This is a genomic window from Streptomyces sp. NPDC046915, assembly GCF_040644935.1.
Taxonomy (GTDB): Bacteria; Actinomycetota; Actinomycetes; order Streptomycetales; family Streptomycetaceae; genus Streptomyces.
On sequence record NZ_JBEYXB010000006.1, the window covers coordinates 243,925 to 267,740 of the forward strand.

General features: G+C 68.4%; 18 protein-coding genes. 14 read left to right on the plus strand and 4 right to left on the minus strand.

What is annotated here, in order from left to right; genetic code table 11:
* Nucleotides 1-27: 27 nt before the first annotated feature.
* Nucleotides 28-2,943, minus strand: a complete 2,916-nt coding sequence (locus ABZ915_RS17950; protein WP_361803256.1) for a glycoside hydrolase family 48 protein — start codon at nucleotides 2,941-2,943, stop codon at nucleotides 28-30.
* Between the two features lie 254 nt (nucleotides 2,944-3,197).
* Between ABZ915_RS17950 and ABZ915_RS17955 the strand changes: the two genes are divergently transcribed.
* A complete protein-coding gene (locus ABZ915_RS17955; protein WP_361803259.1) occupies nucleotides 3,198-4,664 on the plus strand; it encodes a cellulase family glycosylhydrolase in 1,467 nt (488 codons plus the stop codon).
* Nucleotides 4,665-4,743: 79 nt separating this feature from the next.
* Complete coding sequence (locus ABZ915_RS17960) at nucleotides 4,744-6,471, plus strand: glycoside hydrolase family 6 protein (protein WP_361803262.1); 1,728 nt, start codon at nucleotides 4,744-4,746, stop codon at nucleotides 6,469-6,471.
* Nucleotides 6,472-6,503: 32 nt separating this feature from the next.
* On the opposite strand, the gene ABZ915_RS17965 is transcribed toward ABZ915_RS17960, so the two are convergent.
* Nucleotides 6,504-7,274: a phytanoyl-CoA dioxygenase family protein gene (locus ABZ915_RS17965; protein ID WP_361803265.1), complete on the minus strand. Its 771-nt coding sequence runs from the start codon at nucleotides 7,272-7,274 to the stop codon at nucleotides 6,504-6,506.
* 123 nt (nucleotides 7,275-7,397) lie between these two features.
* On the opposite strand from ABZ915_RS17965, the gene ABZ915_RS17970 reads away from it, so the two are divergent.
* Entirely contained in the window at nucleotides 7,398-8,303 is a 906-nt protein-coding gene (locus ABZ915_RS17970) for a class I SAM-dependent methyltransferase (protein ID WP_361803268.1), read from the plus strand.
* Between the two features lie 198 nt (nucleotides 8,304-8,501).
* Entirely contained in the window at nucleotides 8,502-9,203 is a 702-nt protein-coding gene (locus ABZ915_RS17975; protein WP_361803271.1) for an SDR family oxidoreductase, read from the plus strand.
* A gap of 63 nt (nucleotides 9,204-9,266) precedes the next feature.
* Here ABZ915_RS17975 and ABZ915_RS17980 read toward each other — a convergent pair whose 3' ends face one another.
* Nucleotides 9,267-9,965: a glycoside hydrolase family 75 protein gene (locus ABZ915_RS17980; RefSeq protein ID WP_361803274.1), complete on the minus strand. Its 699-nt coding sequence runs from the start codon at nucleotides 9,963-9,965 to the stop codon at nucleotides 9,267-9,269.
* A 194-nt stretch (nucleotides 9,966-10,159) separates the two neighbouring features.
* On the opposite strand from ABZ915_RS17980, the gene ABZ915_RS17985 reads away from it, so the two are divergent.
* Complete coding sequence (locus ABZ915_RS17985) at nucleotides 10,160-10,771, plus strand: hypothetical protein (protein ID WP_361803276.1); 612 nt, start codon at nucleotides 10,160-10,162, stop codon at nucleotides 10,769-10,771.
* 72 nt (nucleotides 10,772-10,843) lie between these two features.
* On the opposite strand, the gene ABZ915_RS17990 is transcribed toward ABZ915_RS17985, so the two are convergent.
* Nucleotides 10,844-11,680 (minus strand): aldo/keto reductase, encoded by an 837-nt coding sequence (locus ABZ915_RS17990; RefSeq protein WP_361803279.1) that lies wholly within the window; start codon nucleotides 11,678-11,680, stop codon nucleotides 10,844-10,846.
* Between the two features lie 320 nt (nucleotides 11,681-12,000).
* Here ABZ915_RS17990 and pqqA point away from each other — a divergent pair, with 320 nt between their 5' ends.
* From pqqA to ABZ915_RS18035, 9 genes are read left to right on the plus strand one after another with little or no spacing between them, the layout of a single operon-like run.
* Entirely contained in the window at nucleotides 12,001-12,165 is a 165-nt protein-coding gene (pqqA, locus tag ABZ915_RS17995) for a pyrroloquinoline quinone precursor peptide PqqA (RefSeq protein WP_361803282.1), read from the plus strand.
* The gene (pqqC, locus tag ABZ915_RS18000; protein WP_361803285.1) at nucleotides 12,162-12,881 is read left to right on the plus strand and encodes a pyrroloquinoline-quinone synthase PqqC; all 720 of its coding nucleotides are present in this window, start codon (nucleotides 12,162-12,164) and stop codon (nucleotides 12,879-12,881) included. The genes pqqA and pqqC overlap by 4 nt, the downstream gene beginning before the upstream one ends.
* Complete coding sequence (pqqD, locus tag ABZ915_RS18005) at nucleotides 12,878-13,132, plus strand: pyrroloquinoline quinone biosynthesis peptide chaperone PqqD (protein WP_361803288.1); 255 nt, start codon at nucleotides 12,878-12,880, stop codon at nucleotides 13,130-13,132. The genes pqqC and pqqD overlap by 4 nt, the downstream gene beginning before the upstream one ends.
* Complete coding sequence (pqqE, locus tag ABZ915_RS18010; RefSeq protein ID WP_361803290.1) at nucleotides 13,129-14,289, plus strand: pyrroloquinoline quinone biosynthesis protein PqqE; 1,161 nt, start codon at nucleotides 13,129-13,131, stop codon at nucleotides 14,287-14,289. Before pqqD ends, pqqE begins: the two co-directional genes overlap by 4 nt.
* Entirely contained in the window at nucleotides 14,286-15,464 is a 1,179-nt protein-coding gene (locus ABZ915_RS18015) for a glycoside hydrolase family 88 protein (RefSeq protein WP_361803293.1), read from the plus strand. The genes pqqE and ABZ915_RS18015 overlap by 4 nt, the downstream gene beginning before the upstream one ends.
* A 4-nt stretch (nucleotides 15,465-15,468) precedes the next feature.
* A complete protein-coding gene (locus ABZ915_RS18020) occupies nucleotides 15,469-16,257 on the plus strand; it encodes a Tat pathway signal sequence domain protein (protein ID WP_361803296.1) in 789 nt (262 codons plus the stop codon).
* Between the two features lie 11 nt (nucleotides 16,258-16,268).
* A complete protein-coding gene (locus tag ABZ915_RS18025) occupies nucleotides 16,269-19,517 on the plus strand; it encodes a glycosyl hydrolase family 28 protein (protein WP_361803299.1) in 3,249 nt (1,082 codons plus the stop codon).
* Nucleotides 19,514-21,763: an alpha-galactosidase gene (locus tag ABZ915_RS18030; protein ID WP_361803302.1), complete on the plus strand. Its 2,250-nt coding sequence runs from the start codon at nucleotides 19,514-19,516 to the stop codon at nucleotides 21,761-21,763. Before ABZ915_RS18025 ends, ABZ915_RS18030 begins: the two co-directional genes overlap by 4 nt.
* Nucleotides 21,764-21,773: 10 nt before the next feature.
* Complete coding sequence (locus ABZ915_RS18035) at nucleotides 21,774-23,804, plus strand: PQQ-dependent sugar dehydrogenase (RefSeq protein ID WP_361803305.1); 2,031 nt, start codon at nucleotides 21,774-21,776, stop codon at nucleotides 23,802-23,804.
* Nucleotides 23,805-23,816: the final 12 nt, after the last annotated feature.

Consider the following 23,816-nt stretch of genomic DNA (forward strand, 5'->3'; position numbering starts at 1 on the left):
CGGCGTACACGGAGCGTTAGCGGGGACTTATTCGAGGAGCTCCGCGTACGAACCCATGGCCATGGCGATGTCCGCCTGGGCCCAGAACCGGTGGTACGTGAAGACGGGCGCGGCACCGCCCGCGAGGTAGCTCGAGATCTTCGACCAGGCCGGGTCGTTCTTGTAGAAGGACCTCAGCGAGATGAACGTCGAGGACGAGCTGATCGTGTCACCGTTCGGCATCTTGCCGCTCCAGCCGCTCGGCACGTACACACTGTCGTCGAAGCGGTTGTAGTCGGTACGGGTCTCCGGGACGGCGATGCCCATGCTGTCCTGGTAGTTGCTCCACATGCCGTCCAGCAGCGCCTTGGCCGTCGACTTCGCCGTCGCGTCACCGGACTTGGCGGCGTAGTACGTCAGCGTCTTGGCGTACGCGGCCGCCACGCCGACGTCGTTGGTGTAGTCGGCGACGGTGACGTGCAGCCCGCTGTTGGAGCCGGGGGAGGAGGCGTTCCAGGTGTCGGGCTGGCCCGACCACTGGAGCGTCGACGGGATCAGATAGGTGCCGTCCGGGTTGATCGTGGTCTTGGACAGCGCCCACTTGACCCACTTGTCGAGGATCGCCTTGGCGGTGGTGTTCCCCGTCTGCTGGTAGTACTCGGCGACCCGCTCCATCGACCACGCCTGGAAGCCGAACCACTGGTTGGACGGCGGGTCGTGGTAGACGGGCTCCCAGTCGTAGTACATGCCGTAGAAGGTCGACGTACCCGACGGCGGCGTCGCGTACCGGCCCTGCCAGCTGTTGGTCGCGCCGCCCGCGATGGCGCCCTCGGAGGACTGCAGCCACTGGTAGAACTCCAGTTGCCGCTGGAGCGACTTGCTCCAGTCCGTCGCACCCGTCGCCGACTTCGGCTTCAGGTCGGCGTAGGAGCTGAGCGCGTACGCCGCGAGGGGGTTCTGGTAGCCGCCGTGCACGTGGCTGGAGCCGATGCGCCAGGCCCAGCCCGCGCTGGTGTCCGTCGCGCCGCCCCACGCGTAGTACCAGGACAGCAGGTAGTCCGAGGCGTCCTTGCCGGTGCCGGCGGGGCAGGAGGACGGGCCGACACAGTTGCCGATTTTCTTGAAGTACTTGTCGTACATCGCATACCGCAGGTAGTCGCCCATCTTCGCCGCCTTGGTGACGGTGGCCGACACGTCGCTGCCCTTGCCCTGCGCCTTCGCCCAGACATCCGCCCAGTACGCGGCCTGCACCGCACGCGCGTCGGCGTCCGGGGCGTCCGTGTACTTCCACTGCTTGGCGTAGGAGGAGTCGCCGGTGAACAGGTCCAGGTACCCGTTGGTGCCGCCGTACTTGAAGGCGTCGCAGGTCGGCTGCGGGACCGTCTCCCAGACCGACTCCTGTGGGCCGCGCTGGAAGGTGTTGATGTACGACGGTCCGGTGGCCGTCGGGCCGGCCTCGCACTTGCCGGGCTCGTCGCCGTAGCCGTAGACGTTGTCGACGTCCTGGAGCCAGTGCATACCGTAGATGTCGTCCGTACCGTATGCGGTCTTCAGTTCACCGGCGATCGGATCCGATCCGACCGGCACCGACGTGTCCAGCTTCGCCGGATACTCGTTCGGCGTGTCCAGCTCGGGCGCGTACGTCGCCGGCTTCGAGGCGTTGTAGAAGGAGTTGGTCGGCTGGTCGGCGTGGGTCGGGATCATGTACTTCTCCATCAGATCCCAGGCGCCGTTGAACTTCGACCAGTCACCGGTGACCTTGCCGTACGTCGCCTGTAGCCAGAGAAGGTAGCTGTAGGCCTCCGACGTGGTCTCGTGCCCCTGGTCCGGGGCCTCGACGATCAGCGTCTCGACCGAGTGGTAGGGGATGCCCTCGGGGGAGAAGTAGCCGTTCGCCGGGTTGGTGATCTTCCCGTACAGGTCCAGGAAGCGGGCGTCGTACGCCTTCGACCCCGCCAGCTCCGTCACGGTCACCGTCGCCTTGGTGTGGCCGGTCGCCGAGGCGGTGAAGGTGGCCGCGCCCGTGCCCGAGGAGTCGGCGGTGATGGTCACCGTCTGCGCGGTGTTCCAGTTGGACGGCGTGAAGGTCAGGGACGATCCGCCGGTCACGCCGAGACCGGTGTTGCCGGCCGTACGGGCCACGCTCACCGTGACGTTGGCGCTCGGCTGCGTCGACAGCTTCACCGAGAACGTTCCCGTCTTGCCCTGCTGGACGCCCAGTTGGGTGGGCGAGGCCACCACGGCGGGACCCGAGGCGACCGTGATGCCGACCGGCGTGGACTCGGCGGAGGCGCCCAGGCTGTCGTACGCCTTCGCCACCAGCGAATGACTGCCCACGGTCAAGCTTGAGACCGAGAGCGAGTACGGCGCGCTGGTGTCCGTGCCCAGCAGCGTGGTGTCGTCGTAGAACTCCACCTTGCTGACCGTCGCGTTGTCGGCGGCCGCCGCGGTCGCCGCCAGCGGCACCGCGTCGCCCTGTGTGTAGACCGCGCCCGCGGCGGGGCTGGTCAGCACGGCGAGGGGCGGCTGGTGCGCGCCGGCGCAGGTGGTGCCGTTGACCGCGAAGGATGTGGGAGCGGTGTTGGTGCCGCTGTAGGTGAACTGCGCGCCGGTGCTCACCGCGGCGCCGGCGGCGATCGTCCCGTTGTACGAGGCGTTCTGCACGGTGACCGACTGGCCGGACTGGGACCAGGTGCCGTTCCAGCCGTTGACGAGTTTCTGGTTGCCCGCGTAACCGTACGTCAGGGTCCAGCCGTTGATGGCGTTCGTGCCGCGGTTGGTGAGGGTGAGGTCGGCGGTGAAGCCGGAGCCCCAGTCATTGGTCTTGTAGTCGACGCTGCACTGAAGTGCCGCCGCGTGCGCGGGTGCCGTTCCCGTGGCGAGCATCGACAGGGGAAGGGCGAGCGCCGCGACGACGGCCGTCCACAACCGTCGCGCGGCTCTGTGCCTCCGTCCGGGATGCATGTGCTGGTTCCTCCTTGCGGCTCGGAAGAAGTCAAGGCTTGAACCAGTGGGAGCGCTCCCATAGTGCGGACGAGGGTGTGAAGGGTCAAGGTGCTTGAAGAGTCGAAAAGATTCGACGGATCCGGTTGAGGAAAAGTCAAGCGGCTCCTCTGTCCATCGCCGGTACTTGGCGCTACCTTCCTTCGCACCAGTGGGAGCGATTCCGTTCAGTCGACGCGTCCGTCACGACGCGCCCGAGCTGCAAGGAGTCGCTCATGCGACATCCCCCGCGTTCAGTACTTTTAGCCGTCACCGGTGCGGTCGCACTCCTCGCGAGCGTGACCGTCCCGGTGGTCACGGCGCAGGGAGCCACACCCGCGTGCACGGTGGAGTACTCCGTCACCAGCCAGTGGGACACCGGCTTCCAGGGCGCCGTGAAGATCACCAACAACAAGGCCGCGCTGAGCAGTTGGAGCCTCACCTTCGACTTCGCCAACGGCCAGAAGGTCACCCAGGGCTGGAACGCCAAGTGGTCCCAGTCCGGCACCACCGTGACCGCGGCCAACGAGAGCTGGAACGGTTCGCTCGGCACCGGCGCCACCATCAGCGCGGGGTTCCTCGGTTCCCGGTCGGGCAGCAACGCCGTACCGACGACGTTCAAGCTCAACGGGACCACCTGCAACGTCGACACGGACCCGCCGCCCACCGACCCGCCCCCGGCGACCGGCAAGGCACCCGCCCTGCACGTCTCCGGCAACAAGCTCGTCGACGCCGACGGAAAGACACGCCGGCTGCTCGGCGTGAACCGCTCCGGCGGCGAGTTCATGTGCGTGCAGGGCCGGGGCATCTGGGACGGTCCCGTCGACGACACGGCGATCAAGGCGATCGCCGACTGGAAGGCCAACGCGGTCCGCATCCCGCTGAACGAGGAGTGCTGGCTCGGCCTTTCGAACGTCAAGCCGGAGTACGCGGGCGCCAACTACATCAACGCGGTCAAGGACCTGGTGGCACGCGTCGAGGCGCACGGCATGACACCGATCGTCGAACTGCACTGGTCCTACGGCCAGTACACCGGCAACTCGGCCGGCTGCTCCGACGTGCACGCCACCTGCCAGAAGCCGATGCCCGACATGCAGTACACCCCGTCGTTCTGGTCCTCCGTGGCCGGCACCTTCAAGAACGACCTGGCGGTGGCGTTCGACCTGTTCAACGAGCCCTACCCGGACCGGGCGACGTCCACCACCACCCAGGCGTGGCAGTGCTGGAAGGACGGCGGCACCTGTCCCGGTATCTCGTACGAGGTCGCCGGTGTGCAGGACCTCGTCGACTCCATACGATCTGCCGGCGCCAAGAACGTCATCCTGGCCGGCGGACTCGCCTACTCCAACGACCTCAGCCAGTGGCTGACGTACAAGCCCACCGACCCCACCGGCAATCTCGCCGCCGCCTACCACGTCTACAACTTCAACACCTGCGCCAGTGAGAGCTGCTGGAACTCGACCCTGGCCCCGGTGGCGGCCCAAGTGCCGCTGGTGGCAGGAGAGATCGGCGAGAGCACCTGCTCGCACGGCTTCGTCGACCAGGTCATGAAGTGGTTCGACGACCGGAACCTGTCCTACCTGGGCTGGACTTGGAACGCCTGGGACTGCTCCTCCGGCCCGTCCCTGATCTCCGGCTACGACGGCACGCCCACCACCTACGGCATCGGCCTGCGCGACCACCTGCGCGCCGTCAACCCGTAAGTCCGATCCGCCCGCAGATGGCAACGACACCCGCAACACGACACTCGCAACTCCCGCAACGGAGAAGGAACCCGCACTCATGAGTCGTACCAGATCAGCGATGCTCGCCGTCCTGGCGCTGCTCGCCGGCGCCTCGGGGACGGCGTACGCGTCCGTCCCGTCCACGGACGCCGGCATCTCCGCCATCCCCTGCACCGTCGACTACAAGGTACAGAACCAGTGGGACACCGGCTTCACCGCCGCCGTGACGGTCACCAACAACGGCGCCGCGAAGTCCGCCTGGTCCGTCAAGTGGTCCTACGCCGGCAACCAGAAGGTCACCAGCGGCTGGAACGCCAAGATCACCCAGAGCGGCACCGCCGTCACCGCGAACAACGAGACGTACAACGGCACCCTGGCGACCGGAGGTTCGGTCAGCTTCGGCTTCAACGGCACCTACAGCGGCAGCAACGCCGTCCCGACCGCCTTCACCCTCGACGGCGTGACCTGCAACGTCGACGACGGCGGTGGTGGGGGAGACAACGGGGGCGGTGGCAACAACGGCGGCGGCAACGGCAGCCGTGTCGACAACCCGTACGCCGGCGCCAAGGTGTACGTGAACCCGGAGTGGTCGGCCAACGCAGCCGCCGAACCGGGCGGCAGCCGCGTCTCCAACCAGCCCACCGGCGTCTGGCTGGACCGCATCGCTGCGATCAACGGCGCGAACGGTCACATGGGTCTGCGTGCCCACCTGGACGCCGCCCTCGCCCAGAAGGGCAGCAACGAAGAGGTCATCCAGCTCGTCATCTACGACCTGCCCGGCCGTGACTGCTCCGCCCTCGCCTCCAACGGCGAACTCGGCCCGACCGACATCGACAAGTACAAGACACAGTTCATCGACCCGATCGCCGCGATCCTCGCCGACCCCAAGTACGCCTCACTCAGGATCGTCAACACCATCGAGCTCGACTCGCTGCCCAACCTCATCACCAACACCGGCAGCAAGGCCACCGCCACCCCCGCCTGCGACACCATGCTCGCCAACGGCAACTACCAGAAGGGCGTCAGCTACGCCCTGGCCAAGCTCGGCGCCATCCCCAACGTCTACAACTACCTCGACGCCGGCCACCACGGCTGGCTCGGCTGGGACGACAACTTCGGCCCGACCGCGACCCTGTTCAAGCAGGTGGCGACCAGCAACGGGGCGACTGTGGACGATGTACAGGGCTTCATCACCAACACGGCCAACTACAGCGCCCTGAAGGAGAACAACTTCACCATCAACGACACGGTGAACGGCACCTCCGTACGCCAGTCCAAGTGGGTCGACTGGAACCGCTACGTCGACGAGCTGTCCTACGCCCAGGCCTTCCGCAACCAAGCGGTGTCCGTCGGCTTCAACTCCAACATCGGCATGCTCATCGACACCTCCCGCAACGGCTGGGGCGGCACCGCCCGCCCGACCGGCCCCGGCCCGCAGACCAGCGTCGACACCTACGTCAACGGCGGCCGCTACGACCGCCGCATCCACGTCGGCAACTGGTGCAACCAGTCCGGCGCCGGCCTCGGCGAACGCCCCCAGGCCAGCCCGGCCACCGGGATCGACGCCTACGTGTGGATGAAGCCCCCGGGCGAGTCCGACGGCTCCAGCAGCGCCATCGCCAACGACGAGGGCAAGGGCTTCGACCGCATGTGCGACCCGACGTACACGGGCAACCCCCGCAACAACAACAACATGTCGGGCGCTCTCCCGAACGCCCCGCTGTCCGGGCACTGGTTCTCCGCCGAGTTCCAGCAGCTGATGCAGAACGCCTACCCGCCGCTGTAGTCACACGGTGATACCCAGGTGATCCGCCGGGTTCAGCCCTTTTGGGCCAGACCCCGGCGGATCGCGAACTCCACGGCAGAGTAGTTCCCGTCCGCCCGCTCCAGCTCGTACGGCACCGCCGGGTCCAGCGACGGCTGGGCCATGAAGCGGGGCTTCGTACCGTGATGGGGCTGGGCGGCGTGGACGAGGAACGGATGGCAGAGATAGACGTCGCCGGGGCGACCGGTGGCGTACGCGAGAGGGCGGTGCGCGGAGGCCTCGACCAGACGCGGCGCGATCTCCAGGCTCGACACCCCCTCCTCGCCGTAGGGCTCCAGCAGCCGGGGCACATCCAGGTGCGAGCCGACCCGGATGCGGGTCGGCGCGTTGTCCTCGGTCACCTCGGAGAACAGGAACAGCATCAGCAGCGCCCGGTCCCGGGACCGCAGGTTGGCATAGGGCCAGCTCTCGCCCTCCGGGACGTAGCCCCCGTCGATGTGCCAGCCCGCGTCGTCCGGCTCGTCGTCGTGCGGGAAGCGCAACGGGAAGGCCCCCAGGTGGTAGCGGGGATTCCAGCGGCCCTCACCGACCAGCAGGTCGAAGGCCTCGTGCAGCGCCGGCGAGTTGGCCGCGGCCGCGAAGGGGCCCTGCGCCATGGCGAGCACCCAGTGCACCGGGTCCTTCCAGGTGCTGGGATCCTCCGGGTCGTACCCCGTCTCCTTCCACAGCAGCCGTGCGCCGTCCTCGGCGACACGCGCAGGGAAAGCGCCCTCGATCTTCACGAACCCGTCTTCGAGGAAGCGCTCCACCGACTCGTCGTCCATGGGCCCATGCTGGGTGATCCGTGGTGCGCGCCGCATCCCGATTTTGCCGTCATGGCAACATCGCTGGCCAGGCGGCGGTGCGTCGGCGCAGTCTGGCGGCATCCGGAAGAGAGGCTGACCACCATGGCGCACCACCACGAGCACGGACATCAGCACGGCCAGGGGCACGGCCACGGCCACGAGCACACGGACATCGACTGGGCCGAAATGGGTCCGCAGCTGGAGAACCAGGCGGAACTGTTCACTCCCCTCTACGAGCGGGCCATGGCCTGGCTGGCGCGGGAAGTGACCGAACCGGGGCTGATCGTCGACGCGGGCAGCGGCCCCGGCGTCGTGTCGTGCCTGTTCGCCGAGGCGTTCCCGGGCGCGAGAGTCATGGCCGTGGATGCCGCCGAGCCCCTTCTGGAACGGGCCCGCGCCCGGGCGGCCCGGCAGGGCGTCGCCGACCGCTTCGCCACCCTCGCTGGTGAACTCCCCACTGTCCTTGATGAGTTGGACTACCCCGCCGACCTGCTGTGGGCCGGCCGCAGCCTGCATCACCTCGGCGACCAGCGGGCCGCCCTCACCGCCTTCGGGGACCGGCTGGCCCCAGGCGGCACCCTGGCCCTGCTCGAGGGCGGCCTGTCCTCCCGCTTCCTGCCCCGGGACATCGGCATCGGCCGGCCCGGACTGCAGGCGCGCCTCGACGTCGTGCAGGAGGAGTGGTTCACGCGTATGCGGGCCGACCTGCCCGGCTCCGTCGCCGAGACCGAGGACTGGCCGGCCCTGCTGACCACGGCGGGTCTGAAGCACACCCGGACCCGCAGTTTCCTGCTCGACCTGCCCGCACCCGCGTCCGAGCGGGCCCGCGCCTACGTCGCGGAGAACCTATCCCGACTTCGCGACGCGGTCACCGACGGCCTCGACGCAGAGGACCGCGCCACGCTGGACCGGCTGCTCGACCCGGCCGACCCGGCGAGCGTGCACCAGCGTCCGGATGTGTTCCTGCTGGGGGCGCACACGGTGCACACGGCGGTACGGCCCGTCTAGTCGATCGCATACACCGATCGCATACAGCGATTGCATACGGTGATCGCATACGACGTACGGCGGATGTCGCCGCGTACGTGATCCGCGGTCGACCGCGTATCCGCAAAGCCCAACACCCTTACCAGCGCCGGAACTTGACTTCGAGCGCTCTCCAAGTGATGAACTCATCTGCGTCCGTCCGAAACACAGGGGGTAGCCATGACAGATTCTCCGGTCGCGCTCATCACCGGCGGCGGCAGCGGTATCGGCGCCGCCGTCGCCCGGCAACTGCTGGATGCCGGACACCGGGTCGCCGTCACCGGGCGCGGTGAGAAGAGGCTGCGGGAGTTCGCCGAGAGTCTCGGCAACCCGGACGGTCTGCTGACGTTCACCGGCAACGCGGGCGTGTACGAAGACATACAGTCGGCGGTCGACCGCACACTGAAAACGTATGGCCGACTGGACACGGTCGTCGCCAACGCCGGCCACGCCACCCACGACTCCATCGCCGACGGCGACCCGGCCGGCTGGACGGAGATGGTGCTCACCAACGTTCTCGGTCCCGCCCTCCTCATCCGCGCCTCCATCGACGCCCTGAAGGAGACCGGTGGCCGGATCGTCCTCGTCGGCAGTGTCGCCGGGTTCGTGAACACGCCCGGCAACATCTACGGCGCGACCAAGTGGGCGGTGACCGGCCTCGCCGAGAACACCCGGCGCCAGGTCACGGAGTTCGGCGTCGGCGTCACGCTGATCGCCCCCGGCCGGGTGGAGACGCCGTTCTGGGACGGCAACGGCAGTCTGCCGCCGGGTCACCTCCTCACCGCCGACCAGATCGCCGACTCCGTGGTCTGGGCGATGCGGCAGCCCGCCGGCGTCGATGTCAACACCGTGGTCGTGCGGCCGATCGGGCAGCCCAACTGACGTACGGGCGAGGCCCGGTGCCGCGCCCAGGCCGCGGCGCCGGGCCCGTCTCCCCTCCCGGGCTCAGTTGTTCGCGAGGAACTGCTTCGCCAGCTGGTCCCCGAGAGACACCGCCGCGCTGTGGCTCTCTATGGGGGAGACCTTCGAGTTCTTGAACAGGATGTACGTCACGCCGGAGTCGGCGCCGCCGGTCGCCGGGTCCGGGTCGATACCGAGGGCCTTGGCGGTGGCGTAGGAGGCCTCACCGATGATCTTCGTGGGGCCGGTGTCACCGACGACCGCGTACTCGACCTTGTTGTTGTAGATGACGGCGACCACGCCGCCGCCCTTGATGCCGGCGCCGGAGTAGTTCCAGATGCTGCTGGAACTGGGGACGACGACATAGGGCAACGACTCGGCCTTGAGCGGCTTGCCGTCGGACTGGTGGAAGGCGGTGTCGTCCTGGTACCAGGGGTCGCGGTCCTCGTTGCAGTTGGTGGTGCGCTGGCCGTCGCAGTCGATGTCCATGTCGGACTTCCAGAACACCGCGCCGTTCTTGCCGCACACGGGGATCGTGGCCGACGTCTCGTCGTCGGTCTTGTACTTGCCGTTGGAGATCTGCGAACAGGACGTCACCTTGGCGAGCAGGTCGGCCGCGCTGACCGAGCCCTCCTGGGCCGAGGTCGGGGTGGTGGGATTGCCGGAGGCGCTCGCGGGGAGCACTCCGGCGGCGAGCAGGGCGGCCCCGGAGACCGCGGCGAGGGTCAGTGTTCGAAGGCGCACTGTGGGGGACCCTTCTGTTAGGAAAGTTTCCTTACTCGGGTGCCGTACAAGGTGGACCCGCCCGCATGTCCCCGTCAACCCCTGGGGTGTGAAGTCGGACGCTGTGCCCTGATTGGCGGCCGTCCGGGTCGAGGGGAAGACTGGCAGTGTCTGGAATTCCGGACACGTGTGCGGCATCCCGGAGGCGACGAGCCATGTTCGTACGCAGCATCTACGCGACCGGCGATCCCGCGAAGATCGACGCGGCGATCAGGGCACTGAACTCGGAGGGCCGGGACCTGCTGGAAGAGCGCCCGGGATACCGCGGGGCGGGTGTCTTCGTGGACCGGGTGCTGGGCAAGCTGCTGGCCGTGAGCTGGTGGGAGTCCGAGGAGGCCCGGCGCAACAGCGACGAGGTGATGCGGGAGCGGCGCGGTGCGCTGCTGGGTCCGTTCGCCGGGACACTCGCGGTCGACAACGCCGAGGTGGCGGTCCTGCACGAGATCAGGCAGCCGCGGGTGGGCGGCGGACTGCGCATCACCAGGCTGGAGTTCGAGCCCGCCGACGCCGATCTGCTGGCCGACGCGTTCCGGGCGTCGGTCGTGCCCCGGCTGGAGGCCATGGCGGGGCTGGCCAGGGCCGCCCTGTTCATCGACCGGGAACGCGGACGAGGCCTGGTCTGGGCCCTGTTCACCGACCGCGAGTCCCTCGCCGCCTCCCGCCCGATCCAGGCCGCGGCCTGGCACGAAGGGGCGGCCAAGGCGCACGTGACCGTGACCGGGCTGGAGGAGCTCGAGGTCATCCACGCGGACGCGCAGGACTACTGAGGCCCCGTCACCGGACCCGGCGCGCGTCCGCCCCGCGGTGCGGCGGAGCGGACGGTCGTAGAGGGGCGGCTGTCAGCCCATGTCGAAGGTGGCCGGGTCGGGACCCAGGCGCCGGTCCTCGTTCAGCGCGCTGATCGCCGCGAGGTCCTCGGGGTCCAGGCTGAAGTCGAACACCTCGATGTTCTCCCTGATCCGGGACGGCGTCACCGACTTGGGGATCACGATGTTGCCGAGCTGGAGGTGCCAGCGCAGCACGATCTGGGCCGGGGTGCGGTTGTGCTTCTGGGCGATGGCCACGATCGCCGGGACCTCCAGCAGGCCCTTGCCCGAACCCAGCGGCGACCAGGCCTCGACGGCGATGCCTTGCTCGGCTTGGTACTCACGGGCCGTGTGCTGCTGGAGGTGCGGGTGGAGCTCGATCTGGTTGACGGCCGGCACGACCGAGGTCTCGGCGAGCAGATGCTCGAGGTGCTCCGGCAGGAAGTTGGACACGCCGATGGCGCGGACCCGCCCGTCGGAGAGCAGCTTTTCGAACGCCTTGTACGAGTCCACGTACGTGCCGCGGGCCGGCAGCGGCCAGTGGATCAGGTACAGGTCGAGGTACTCCAGGCCGAGCTTGGCCAGGGAGGTGTCGAACGCACGGAGGGTGGAGTCGTACCCCTGGTCGCTGTTCCAGAGCTTGGTGGTGACGAAGACGTCCTCGCGGGGGAGGCCGGAGGCCGCGATGGCCTTGCCGGTGCCTTCTTCGTTGCCGTAGATCGCCGCTGTGTCGATGCTGCGGTACCCGGCCTCGAGAGCCGTGGCGACGGCCTGCTCGGCCTCGTCGTCCGGCACCTGCCAGACGCCGAAGCCCAGCTGGGGCATCTCGACGCCATTGTTGAGGATGATCGGGGGGACCTTGCTGCTCACGAGCTCTTGATCCTTCGGTTGTCGACAGGTGGTACTCCCATCGTCAACGATCACGGGCCGCGATGCATTCCTCACCGCCGAATCCGCCGGAACTGACCGGCGAGTCACCGCGGCGGGAGGAGAATGGCCGGAAATGCATCCGACCTCATCGGTCCGGACCATTGACCCCGCCCTGTCATCCCGGGAATCTGGATCGCGCCGCCGAACGCGTTGATGAACTCGGTGCGCCCATGTGAACGCCCATCCCCGTACTTGGGCCCACCTGCGCTCGAAGAATCCCTCACCCTGAACCCCGCCCTCGGGAAAGCAGGTACGCAGCCATGAACGAAACCCAGCCGGACTCCCGCCAGACGGAACCCTCGGTTCTACAGACATCGGATGAAAAGGTCTGGCAAAGCCCTGGCTACCACATCGTGGAGACCGCTCTCGAAGTGACCGCCTACGCACTCGGCGACCGCCGGACCACCGCACGACGCACACCGTGACCACGACACCCGTACGCGCCGCCGCCACCGCCGCCCCCTGGACGCCCGCGGAGTTCACCGAGCGGCTGCGGGCCGTCACCGCGGAGCGCTACCACGACCGCCATCCCTTCCACCAGCGCATGCACCAGGGCGAGCTGAGCCCCGCCGAACTGCGCCGCTGGATCGCCAACCGCTTCCACTACCAGCGCCACATCCCCGTCAAGGACGCGCTGATCCTCGCCGAGCTGGACCGGCCCGCACTCCGCCGGGCCTGGCTGCGCCGCATCCGCGACCAGGACGGTACGGCCGACGGCGAGGGCGGCATCGAACGCTGGCTGAGGCTCGGCGAGGCGGCCGGCCTCACCCGCGAGGAACTGTGGGACGCCTCCCGGGTACTGCCCGGCGTACGGCTCGCCGTCGACGGGTACGTCACCTTCTGCCGCCTGCGCCCCCCGCTGGACGCCGTCGCCGCCTCCCTCACGGAGCTGTCCGCACCGGGCCTGATGCGCACCCGCATCGCCGCGTTCGAACGCCACTACCCGTGGATCGACCCCGACGGCCTCGCCTACTTCCGCACCCGCGTCGACCAGGGAGCCCGCGACGCCGCCCAGGCCCTCGACCTGGTCCACGCCTGGGCCCGCACCCGCGAGCAGCAGGAAAGGGCGGTGGCCGCGCTGACCTTCAAGTGCGAGGTGCTGTGGGCCCTGCTCGACGCCGTGGCCGGGAGCGGGCCATGACCTGGCGGCCCCTCCTGACCCGGGGCGTGGTGCTGCGCCACGACCGGGTGCGCGACACCGACCTGTTGCTGCTGCCCGAACGCGTCGTCGTCCTGCACGGCCACGCCGGCCGCGTGCTGCGGCTGTGCGACGGCAACCGCGCGGTCGACGAGATCGTCGCCGACCTGCGCCTAGGGTTCCCCGGTGCTCCGGTCGCCGCCGAAGTCCCGCCGTTCCTCACCGCGTTGCGCGACGAGGGCTGGCTGCGATGACTCCCGACACTCTCGACCCGCCGTGGGCCCTGCTCGCCGAGCTCACGCATGCCTGCCCGCTGGGCTGCGGGTACTGCTCCAATCCCGTCGAACTGGTCGGTCGGTCAGTGGAGTTGACGTCCGGGCAGTGGGCCGGGGTGTTCCGGCAGGCCGGCGCCCTGGGCGTCGTGCAGACGCACCTGTCCGGCGGCGAGCCGCTGCTCAGACGGGATCTGGCGGACCTCGTCGCCGCCGCCGACACCGCGGGGCTGTACACCCAGCTCGTCACCAGCGGGGTCGGGCTGAGCGAGCGGCGACTGACCGGACTCGTCGACGCGGGACTGCGCAGCGTGCAGCTCTCCGTGCAGCACTCGGAGCCGGCGACGGCCGAACGCATCGCCGGGGCCCGCTCCTTCGCCGCCAAACGGCGCGCCGCCCGGCTGATCCGCTCGGCAGGACTGCCCTTCGGGCTGAACATCGTGCTGCACCGCGGCAACCTCGACGCCCTCGACGACCTGATCGCCCTCGGCGTGGCCTGGGGCGCCGACCGGATCGAACTCGCCCACACCCAGTACCACGGCTGGGCCCTGCGCCACCGCACCGCCCTGCTGCCCACCCCCGCCCAGGCCGAACGGGCCCGCGCCACCGTGACCCGCTGGCGCGAACGCCTGGGAGACGCAACGGAGTTGGTATGGGTCTCCCCGGACCTGCTGGACGCCACGGCGAAACCCTGCATGGGCGGCTGGGGCAGGGTCTCGCTCACCGTCGCCCCCGACGGCACCGCCCTGCCCTGCCCGGCGGCGGCCACGCTGCCCGGCCTCGACCCGCCCAGCGTGAAGGACCATCGACTGGACTGGATCTGGCGGGAGTCGACGATCTTCAACGTCTTCCGGGGCCAGTCCTGGATGGGTGAGCCCTGCCGCGGCTGTGCCCTGCGCGCCGTCGACCACGGCGGCTGCCGCTGCCAGGCCTACGCGCTCACCGGTGACGCCACCCGCACCGACCCGGCCTGCCGGCACGCCCCCGACCACGACCTCGTACGCGACGTCGTGCGCGGGCCGCGGGACGGCTCCGCGGACGCGTACAGGGAGAACGCCCACCGGAAGACCGTGCATACGCAGATCGCATACAAGCAGATCGCATACAGGAAGAGCACACACCGAGAGGGAGGAACATGAGACGCCGACGCCTGCGGGCGGCGATCACCGCCGTCGCGGTCGCCACCGCCACCCTGGCCGCACTGCCCGCGACCACCCCGACCCCGGCGGCGGCCGCGAGTCGCCCGGCCGCCGCGCGCGACTGGTCCACGGCCGTCGTCGACTCCACCATGGCCCGCTACACGCCGAGCACCATCGGCGGCTGGTCGTACCCGGTCGGCCTGTACCTCTACGGCCAGTACCTCACCTACCTGAGGACTCACGACGCCCGCTACCTCACCTACATCAAGGACTACGTCGACCGGTTCGTGAAGAGCGACGGCTCGATCAGCCAGTCGTTCAACAGCCTGGACAGCATGCAGGCCGGCCGCCTGCTGGTGATCCTGCACCACGAGACGGGCCAGGACCGGTACCGCAAGGCCGCCCGCAAGATCCGCGACCGCCTGAACACCTACCCGCGCACGAGCGACGGCGGCTTCTGGCACGCTGACAACTCCTCCCGTGCGCACCAGCTGTGGGCGGACGGCGTCTACATGGTGAACCCGTTCCTCGTCGAGTACGGCAAGGAGTTCGGGGACAGCGCGTATACGGACGACGAGGCCGCCGAGCAGCTGTACGTCTACGGCAGCCATCTGCAAGTGGGGAACGGGCTGCTCAAGCACGCCTACGACGAGTCGAAGAGCGCGAGCTGGGCGGACCCGCAGTCCGGGCTCGCTCCCGAGCACTGGTGCCGCGCGGTCGGCTGGTACTCGATGGCGATCACTGACGTGCTGGACGCGATCCCCGCCAACCACCCGCGTCGCGCTCAACTCCTCTCCATCTTCCGGCGCTTGGCCGCAGGTCTGGAGAAGTACCAGGACCCGGCGACCGGACGCTGGTTCCAGGTGATCGACAAGGGCGGCCGCGAGGACAACTGGACCGAGACGTCGTGCTCCAGCATGTTCACCTACGCCCTCTCGCGTGGTGCCGAGCGCGGATACATCGATCCGCACTACGCGGCCGTGGCGCGCCGCGGCTACGAGGGTGTGCTGGCGAAGCTCTCCGTCGGAGCGGACGGCCGGACCGAACTCGCCGACATCTCCATCGGCACGAACGTGGGCGACTACGCGTACTACGTCGCCCGTACCCGGGACACGAACGACTTCCATGGCCTCGGGGCCTTCCTGATCATGAACGAGCAACTGAGAGGTGATTGATGTCATGAGCACATCCAGAAGGGCGCTGCTCGGCGCCGCCATCGGGGGCGCGGCCGGCGCGGCGGTCGGCCTCCCCGCCGCGGGCACCGCACACGCGGCCTCCTGGCAGCAGAAATGGGCACCGGCGGCGAGCCGCGACGGACTCGGCGCCTTCGAGACCGTCGAGGACGACCGCGCCGACTCGCACCCGGCCGGGCAGCCGCACATCTTCGCCACCGGCGACAACTGGCGCTTCAACATGCATACGGTCGACCGCGACATGTCGACCGACCGCCAGCGACAGGAAGTCACCGGCCTGCGAACCGGCAGCAGCAGCTACCTGAAATGGACCGAGGGCCAGACCTGGCGGATCACGTACTCGATGTACATTCCCGGCTCGCTCAAGGCCACGACGACCTTCACCCACATCATGCAGATGAAGCAGCCCGGAAGCGGCACCTCGCCGATCGTCGTCCAGTCGCTGCGCCGCGTGAACGGCGTGCAGACCATCGAACTGAAGCTGGCGATCGACGACATCCTGATCGGCCGCACGGACCTCGAGCCGCTGCATGACACGTGGACGGACGTCGACTTCCAGATCAAGGTCGGCAACGGCTCGTCCGGCTCGGTGCGCTGGATCCTCAAGTCCGGCTCCTCAATGGTCATCGACAAGTCGAAGACCGGCGTCGACACCTTCCTCGCCGACCGCGTGCGCCCCAAGTGGGGCATCTACCGCTCTCTCGGCGACACCTCCGGATCCCTGCAGAACACCTACCTGCTCCTGACCAACCTCCGCGGCTACCAACTCGTATGAAGGGCCGTCACATGCGACCCCCCACAGCTCACCGGAAGGGGGCGGCGGCGATCGTGTTCTTCGTGCTCGCCGTCGTCCTCGGCCTCACCCAACCGTCGGCCCTCGCGGCCCGCCCGCCCGGCCCGCAGCAGGCCGCCGTGTTCAACGTGCGCGACTACGGCGCCAAGGGCGACGGATCCGCCAACGACTCCCCGGCCATCGACAAGGCCATCACGGCCGCGAATTCGGCGGGCGGCGGCACGGTCCGCTTCCCCTCCGGCACCTACAAGTCCAAGAACACCATCCACATGAAGAGCAACGTGACGCTCCAGGTCGACAAGGGCGCCACGATCCAGGGTTCGAGCGCGGACACCTACGACAAGGCCGAGACCAACCCGTACGACGACTACCAGGACTACGGGCACAGCCACTTCCACGACGCGATGATCTACGGCGACAGGCTGAGCAACATCGGCTTCGTCGGCGACGGCGTCATCGACGGCCTCGGCAACCTCATCACCGGCAACCCCGGCTCCGGCGAGGCCGACAAGATCATCTCGCTCACCCGGTGCGACGGACTGAGGATCGGTGACGGCCTCACCCTGCGCCGCGGCGGCCACTTCGCCGCCCTCATCAACGGCTGCACGAACGTCACCTCCGACCGGCTGACCATCGACACAGCGAGCGACCGCGACGGCTGGAACATCATCTCCACGACCAACGTCACCGTCACCAACGCGAACATCAAGGCCAACGACGACGCCCTGGTCTTCAAGAGCGACTACGCCCTCGGCGCCAAGCTCCCCAACGGCCATGTCCGGGTGAGCGATTCGTACCTGTCGGCGAAGTGCTGCAACGCCCTGATGTTCGGCTCCGAGACCTGCGGGGACTTCTCCGACTACCAGTTCGAGAAGATCCGCATCGAGGGCGCCGACAAGTCCGGGCTGGGCATGGTCTCCATGGACGGCGCGAAGATCTCCGACGTCCACTACCGCGACATCACCATGACCGACGTCCACTCACCGATCATGGAGAAGATCGGCACGCGGAAACGGTGCGGCAACAGTCCGGGCGTGGGATCCATCAGCGACGTCACCTACGAGAACATCACCGCGACCGGCGACAGTCCCTCCTTCAGCCCCACCCTGTGGGGGGAGAACGGCCACCGCATCAGCGGCATCACCTTCACCAACGTCGACATCACCGTGCCCGGCGGGAACGGCACCATGTCCACCGGCGTGCCGAGCAATGACGCGGGCGACTACAACCCGAAGAGCATCGGGACGCGGCCGGCGTACGGCTGGTACCTGCACAACGTGGACAATGTGCAATGGACCGACAGCTCCGTGCGGTTCGCCGCCGGCGACGGACGCCCGGCCGTCATCGCCAACGCGGCGAGCGGCCTGCGCTTCACCCGCTTCACCGCCCAGCACGGCAGCGACGCACCCTACGACATGGGCTTCCAGAACGTCACCGGCTACTGCCTGACGGACAGCCACACCACCTCCGGATCGGCGCTCCACGTCTCCGGCAGCGGATCCACGGAGAACTGCGGATCCACGGCCGCCGCACGCCCCCTCGACGTGCAGAACCCCCGCCAGGACTTCCTGCGCGCCTCCGTCGGCGGACTCTTCCTGCACTGGGGCCTGCGCACCGCCCCCGCCCACACCAGTTGCACCGCCTGGGAGAACGACGTCACCAACGGCGGATGGACACCGGACTACTGGGTGAACGAAGCCCGGAAACTGCATACGCAATACCTCGTACTGGCGACATTCCACAGCCGTCTCGGCTACGCCCGCCCCTGGCCGTCGAAGATCCCCGGCTCCTGCTCCACCAAACGGGACTTCCTCGGTGAACTGATCACCGCCGCGAAGGCCAAGGGCATGAAGGTCATCCTCTACATGACCGACGACCCCCAGTGGCACGACGAGGGCGGCCACGAGTGGCTCGACTCGGCCGCCTACTCCGCCTACAAGGGCAAGGACGTCGACCTCACCACCCGGGACGGCTTCGGCCAGTTCAGCTACGACAACTTCTTCGAGGTCATGGACCGCTACCCCGACCTCGGCGGCTTCTGGATCGACAACGACAACGCCTACTGGGAGAGCCACGACCTCTACCAGCAGATCTACCAGAAGCGCCCGAACTACACGCTCAGCAACAACAACGAAGACACGCCGATCATGGATATGATCAGCAATGAGCAGAAGACGGGGATGTCGCCTGCATACGATTACCCGCAGGCTGTATACACCGCGCAACCCCGCCTGACCGAGGCCGACTTCAAACTCCCCTCGACCGGCGCCTGGTGGTACGACGGCTCCAACCCCACCGTGGACCGGATGCTCACCCTCGGCCGGCTGATCACCAACGCCGGCTCCTCCGTCAAGGCACTGATGGCGGAGACCGCCCAGGTCAACGGCACATTCCCCAGCAACCAGGCCGCCTTCAACAACTTTGCGAACACCTACCTCGACCCCGTCTGGGAATCCCTGCACGGCACCGAGGGCGGCGGCTACATGTACGGCGGCCTCAAACCCGGCTTCTGGAACGACGGCGCGCACGGTGTCACCACCATCAGCAGGACCGACCCCGACCGCCAGTACATCCACGTACTGACACCGCCCAGCACCAGCACCCTGCGCATCCGCGACAACGGCTACCGGATCGCCTCCGTCACCAACCTCCGCACCGGCGCCGCGGTCTCCTGGTCACAGTCGGGCGGTGTGCTGACGCTGAACGGTCTGGGCGCCTGGGACCCGTACGACACGGTCTTCAAGGTCACGACCGCCGGCCGGCAGGGCATCCTCTCCGGGGTCACCGTCAGCGCCAGTGCCTCCGCGAGCGGTCACGCGGGCCCGGCCGCCGGCGACGGCGACTACCTCACCTACTGGGACAACAACAAGACCCTGCCCGTCGCCCTCACCTTCGACCTCGGCAGCGCGAAGAAGGTGCAGTACATCGGTCTCAACCAACGCGAGGACTCCGTCGCCTACGCCCGCTCCGACACCGAGCAGTCCGCCCGCATCAAGGACTACAAGGTCTTCCTCAGCAACGACGGCACCACCTGGGGCAGCGCCGTGAAGACAGGACAGCTCCCCAGCCGCCGCGGCATCCAGGGCATCGACCTGACCGCCGCCAACGCCCGCTACGTACGCCTCGAGGTCGACACCACCTGGGCCGCGTCGACCGACACCACCCGCTACAAGCGGCTGCGGATCGACGAGGCGTGGATCGGCACCGCATACGCCACACCCGCGAACGGGGGACGGTCATGACCCGCATCAGAGCACTGGTGGCCGCCGTCGCCGGCCTGCTGATCGCCCCGGCCGTCCCGCTGCTCACCGCGGCGCACCCGGCGGTCGCGTCCGACAACGGCCAGTCGGTCCGCCCGGCCATGGGCTGGAGCAGCTGGAGCTTCGTGCGGCGCCAGCCGACCGAGGCCAAGATCAAGGCCCAGGCCGACGCGCTGGTGGCGAGCGGCCTGAACGACCACGGCTTCGTCCACGTCAACCTCGACGACTTCTGGCAGAAGTGCGACGACAACGGTTTCACCGTCGATTCCTACGGCCGCTGGTCCGTCGACACGGCGAAGTTCCCGGGCGGCATCAAGGCCCTGGCCGACTACGTCCACTCCAAGGGCCTGAAGTTCGGCTTCTACGTCACGCCCGGCATCGCCAAGAACGCGGTCACCAAGAACACGCCGATCGAGGGCACTTCGTACCACGCGAAGGACATCGCGGACACCTCGAAGACGGAGAAGAACTACAACTGCAAGAACATGTACGCCATCGACTACGGCAAGCCCGGCGCCCAGGAGTTCGTGAACTCCTGGGCACGGCAGTTCGCCTCCTGGGGCGTGGACTACCTGAAGATCGACGGGGTGGGCAGCCAGGACATCCCCGATGTCCAGGCCTGGGACAAGGCGTTGCGCGCCACCGGACGCCCCATCAACTTCGCGCTCTCCAACAACCTTTCCCTCTCCGACGCCCCCACCTGGCGCAAGCTCGCCAACAGTTGGCGCACCCAAGGTGACGTCGAGTGCTACTGCGGCCCGGACCCCAACGGCAGCGGCTATCCGCTGACCGACTGGTCGCACGTCTCCGCCCGCTTCAACACGGCCGCGTCCTGGCAGCCTTACGCCGGACCTGGCGGCTGGAACGACCTGGACTCCCTCGAGATCGGCAACGGGGACCAGGTGGGCCTCACGGCCGACCAGCGCCGCTCCCACTTCACGCTCTGGGCCATGGCGGCCTCGCCGCTGCTGCTCGGCACCGACCTCACCCATCTCGACCCCGTCGACAAGGCGATGCTCACCAACGACCGTCTCATCGGCGTCGACCAGGACGGCGTGGCCGCCAAGAGGATCGTGAACAGCGAGGGCCGGCAGGTCTGGAGCAAGCAGGAGAGCGACGGCCAGTACGTCGTGGCCCTGTTCAACACCAATACGTCCGGCAGTGCCACGGTGAGCGTGAAGTGGTCCCAGGTGGGCTTCACCGGCTCCGGTGACGTCACCGATCTGTGGTCCGGTTCGCACAAGGGCCTGATCGCCGACACCTACAGCGCGACTCTGCGGCCCGGCGAGACCCGGCTGATCCGGGTGAAGCCCGCCGACCGGGCGAAGCAGGCAGCCGCGTCACCGGGCATGGCCGTCGCCCCGTACGAGTACCTCGGCTGGGGCAGTCCGCCCGATCCCACCTCCGTGATGGCGGCGACCGGGGTCAAGTGGTTCACGCTCGCGTTCATCCTCTCCGACGGCACCTGCAACCCCAAGTGGGACGGCAGCCGTCCGCTGACCGGCGGCACCGACCAGTCGAAGATCAACGCGATCCGGGCCGCCGGAGGTGATGTGATGGTCTCCGTCGGAGGCTGGAGCGGGGCCAAGCTCGGGGAGAAGTGCTCCAGCGCCTCGGCGTTGGCCGCCGCATACCAAAAGGTGATCACTGCATACAAACTACGGGCGATCGACGTCGACATCGAGAACACCGAATGGTCCAACGCCACCGTGCGCCAACGCGTGGTGGACGCCCTGAAGACGGTGAAGGCCGGCAACCCCGGTCTGAAGACCGTCATCACCTTCGGCACGACCACCGGCGGCCCCGACTCCACCGGCGTCGACATGATCAAGCGGGCCGCCAACTCCGGTCTGGCGAACGACGTCTGGTGCATCATGCCGTTCGACTTCGGCGGCGGCACCACGAACATGGGCACCCTCACCACACAGGCCATGGAAGGGCTCAAGAGCCGGGTCAAGTCCGCCTACGGCTACGACGACGCCATCGCCTACTCCCACATCGGCCTGTCGTCGATGAACGGCCGCACCGACGACTCCGGTGAGCGCGTCCGCACCGCCGACTTCAAGACGATGCTCGCCTACGCGCAACAGCACCACATCGGGCGCCTCACCTACTGGTCCGTCAACCGCGACCGGGCGTGCGGTTCCGGCACCGACGGCGACTCCTGCAGCGGCGTGACGCAGCAGCCGTACGACTACCTCAAGGTCTTCACCCAGTACACGGGCTGAGAGGACAACCATGCATCTCACCAGAGCACTGCCGTGGGGCCTCTGCCTGGCCCTCGCCGTGCCGCTCGTCGGCCTGACCTCCGGTCCCGCCCACGCGGCCACCGACTACCAGGCCGAGGACGCGGTCATCTCCCAGGGCACCGTGGCCACCAACCACACCGGTTACACGGGCACCGGCTTCGTCGACTACACCAACGTCAAGGGCTCCTACGTGGAGTTCACGGTGGATGCCGCCACTGCGGGCAACGCGTCGGCGACGCTCCGGTTCGCCAACGGGACGTCCACGGACCGCCCGATGGACATCTCCGTCAACGGCACGGTCGTCGCCTCCGCCGTCTCCTTCCCGGCCACCGCCGACTGGAACACCTGGGCGACCAAGACCGTGAACGTCCCGCTGAACGCCGGCTCCAACAAGATCCGCGCCACCGCCACCACGGCCGACGGCGGCCCCAACCTCGACCGCGTCGGCATCGGCGCGGCGGCCGACACCCAGGCCCCGACCCGTCCCGGCCGGCCCAGTTGCCCGGACATCGGTGAGGACGGCCTCACCCTGGCCTGGGGCGCCTCGACGGACGACGTGGGTGTGACGGCATACGACCTTTACGAACACGGCAACAAGATCGGTGAGGCGCCCGGGAGTTCCACTTCCAAGGCCCTGACCGGCCTCACACCGAACACCACCTACGACCTGACCGTCATCGCCCGCGACGCGGCCGGCAACACCTCCTCCGCCAGCCCCGTCGTCGACTGCACGACCAAGCCCAGTTCCGACACCACCCCGCCCACCGCCCCCGGCACGTTCTCCGTCTCCGCTGTCACCGCGAACAGCGCCGACCTGAGCTGGGGCGCCGCCACGGACGACCGCGCGGTCGTCGCGTACGACGTGCGCAGCGGCACCACCGTCTACAAGACCGTCACGAGCGGTACGACGACCACACTCACCGGCCTGGCCTGCGACAGCCCGTACACCCTGAACGTCGTCGCCCGCGACGCGGCCGGCAACGTGTCGCCACAGAGCAACACGGTGAACCTCACCACCAAGGCGTGCGCGACGGACGGCGGCGTCCCGTCCTCCATCAGCACCCTCTCCACTGGCTGGACGATCCCCTGGGGCACCTACTGGATGCCCGACGGAAAGACCGCGCTGGTCACCGAGCGGGACGACTTCCGGGTCTGGAAGGTGACCAAGGACGGGGCGAGGACCCAGGTCGGAACCGTCCCGAACGCCGTCACCACCAACGGTGAGGGCGGCCTGCTCGGCGTCGCCGTCGACCCCGCCTGGGACAGCAACCACTACGTCTACTTCATGCACACGGCCGCCGAGGGCAACCGGGTCGTCCGCATGACCTACGACGGCACCAAACTCAGCGGCTACACGGTCCTGTTGCAGGGCATCAAGAAGAACCGCTACCACAACGGCGGCCGCCTCGCCTTCGGCCCCGACGGCTACCTGTACGTCTCCACCGGCGAGGCCCAGACACCCGACCTCGCGCAGGACAAGAACTCCCTGAACGGCAAGATCCTGCGCATGACGACCGACGGCAAGCCGGCCCCCGGCAACCCGTTCGGCAACTACGTCTACTCCTACGGTCACCGCAATCCGCAGGGGCTCGCCTTCGACCGCAACGGACGTCTGTGGGAGGCGGAGTTCGGCAACAGTTCCAAGGACGAACTCAACCTGATCAAGCCCGGCGCCAACTACGGCTGGCCGACCTGCGAAGGCAGTTGCAGTGTCGCCGGAATGACCAACCCCAAGGCCACCTGGAACGTCTCGGAGGCCTCCCCGAGCGGCATCGCCATCGTCCGCAACGTCGTCTACATGGCGTCCCTGCGCGGCGAACGGCTGTGGCGCATCCCGATCAACGGCGACAACGAGAGCGTCGGCACGCCGACCGCGTACTACGTCGGCACCTACGGTCGACTGCGTACCGTCACCAAAGTGCCGGGGGCCGACCAGTTGTGGCTGTCGACGACCAACTGCGACAACAACGGAGGGGCGGCTGACGGGTCCGACAAGATATTCCGCCTGACCATCAATTGACGGCCCGTCAGG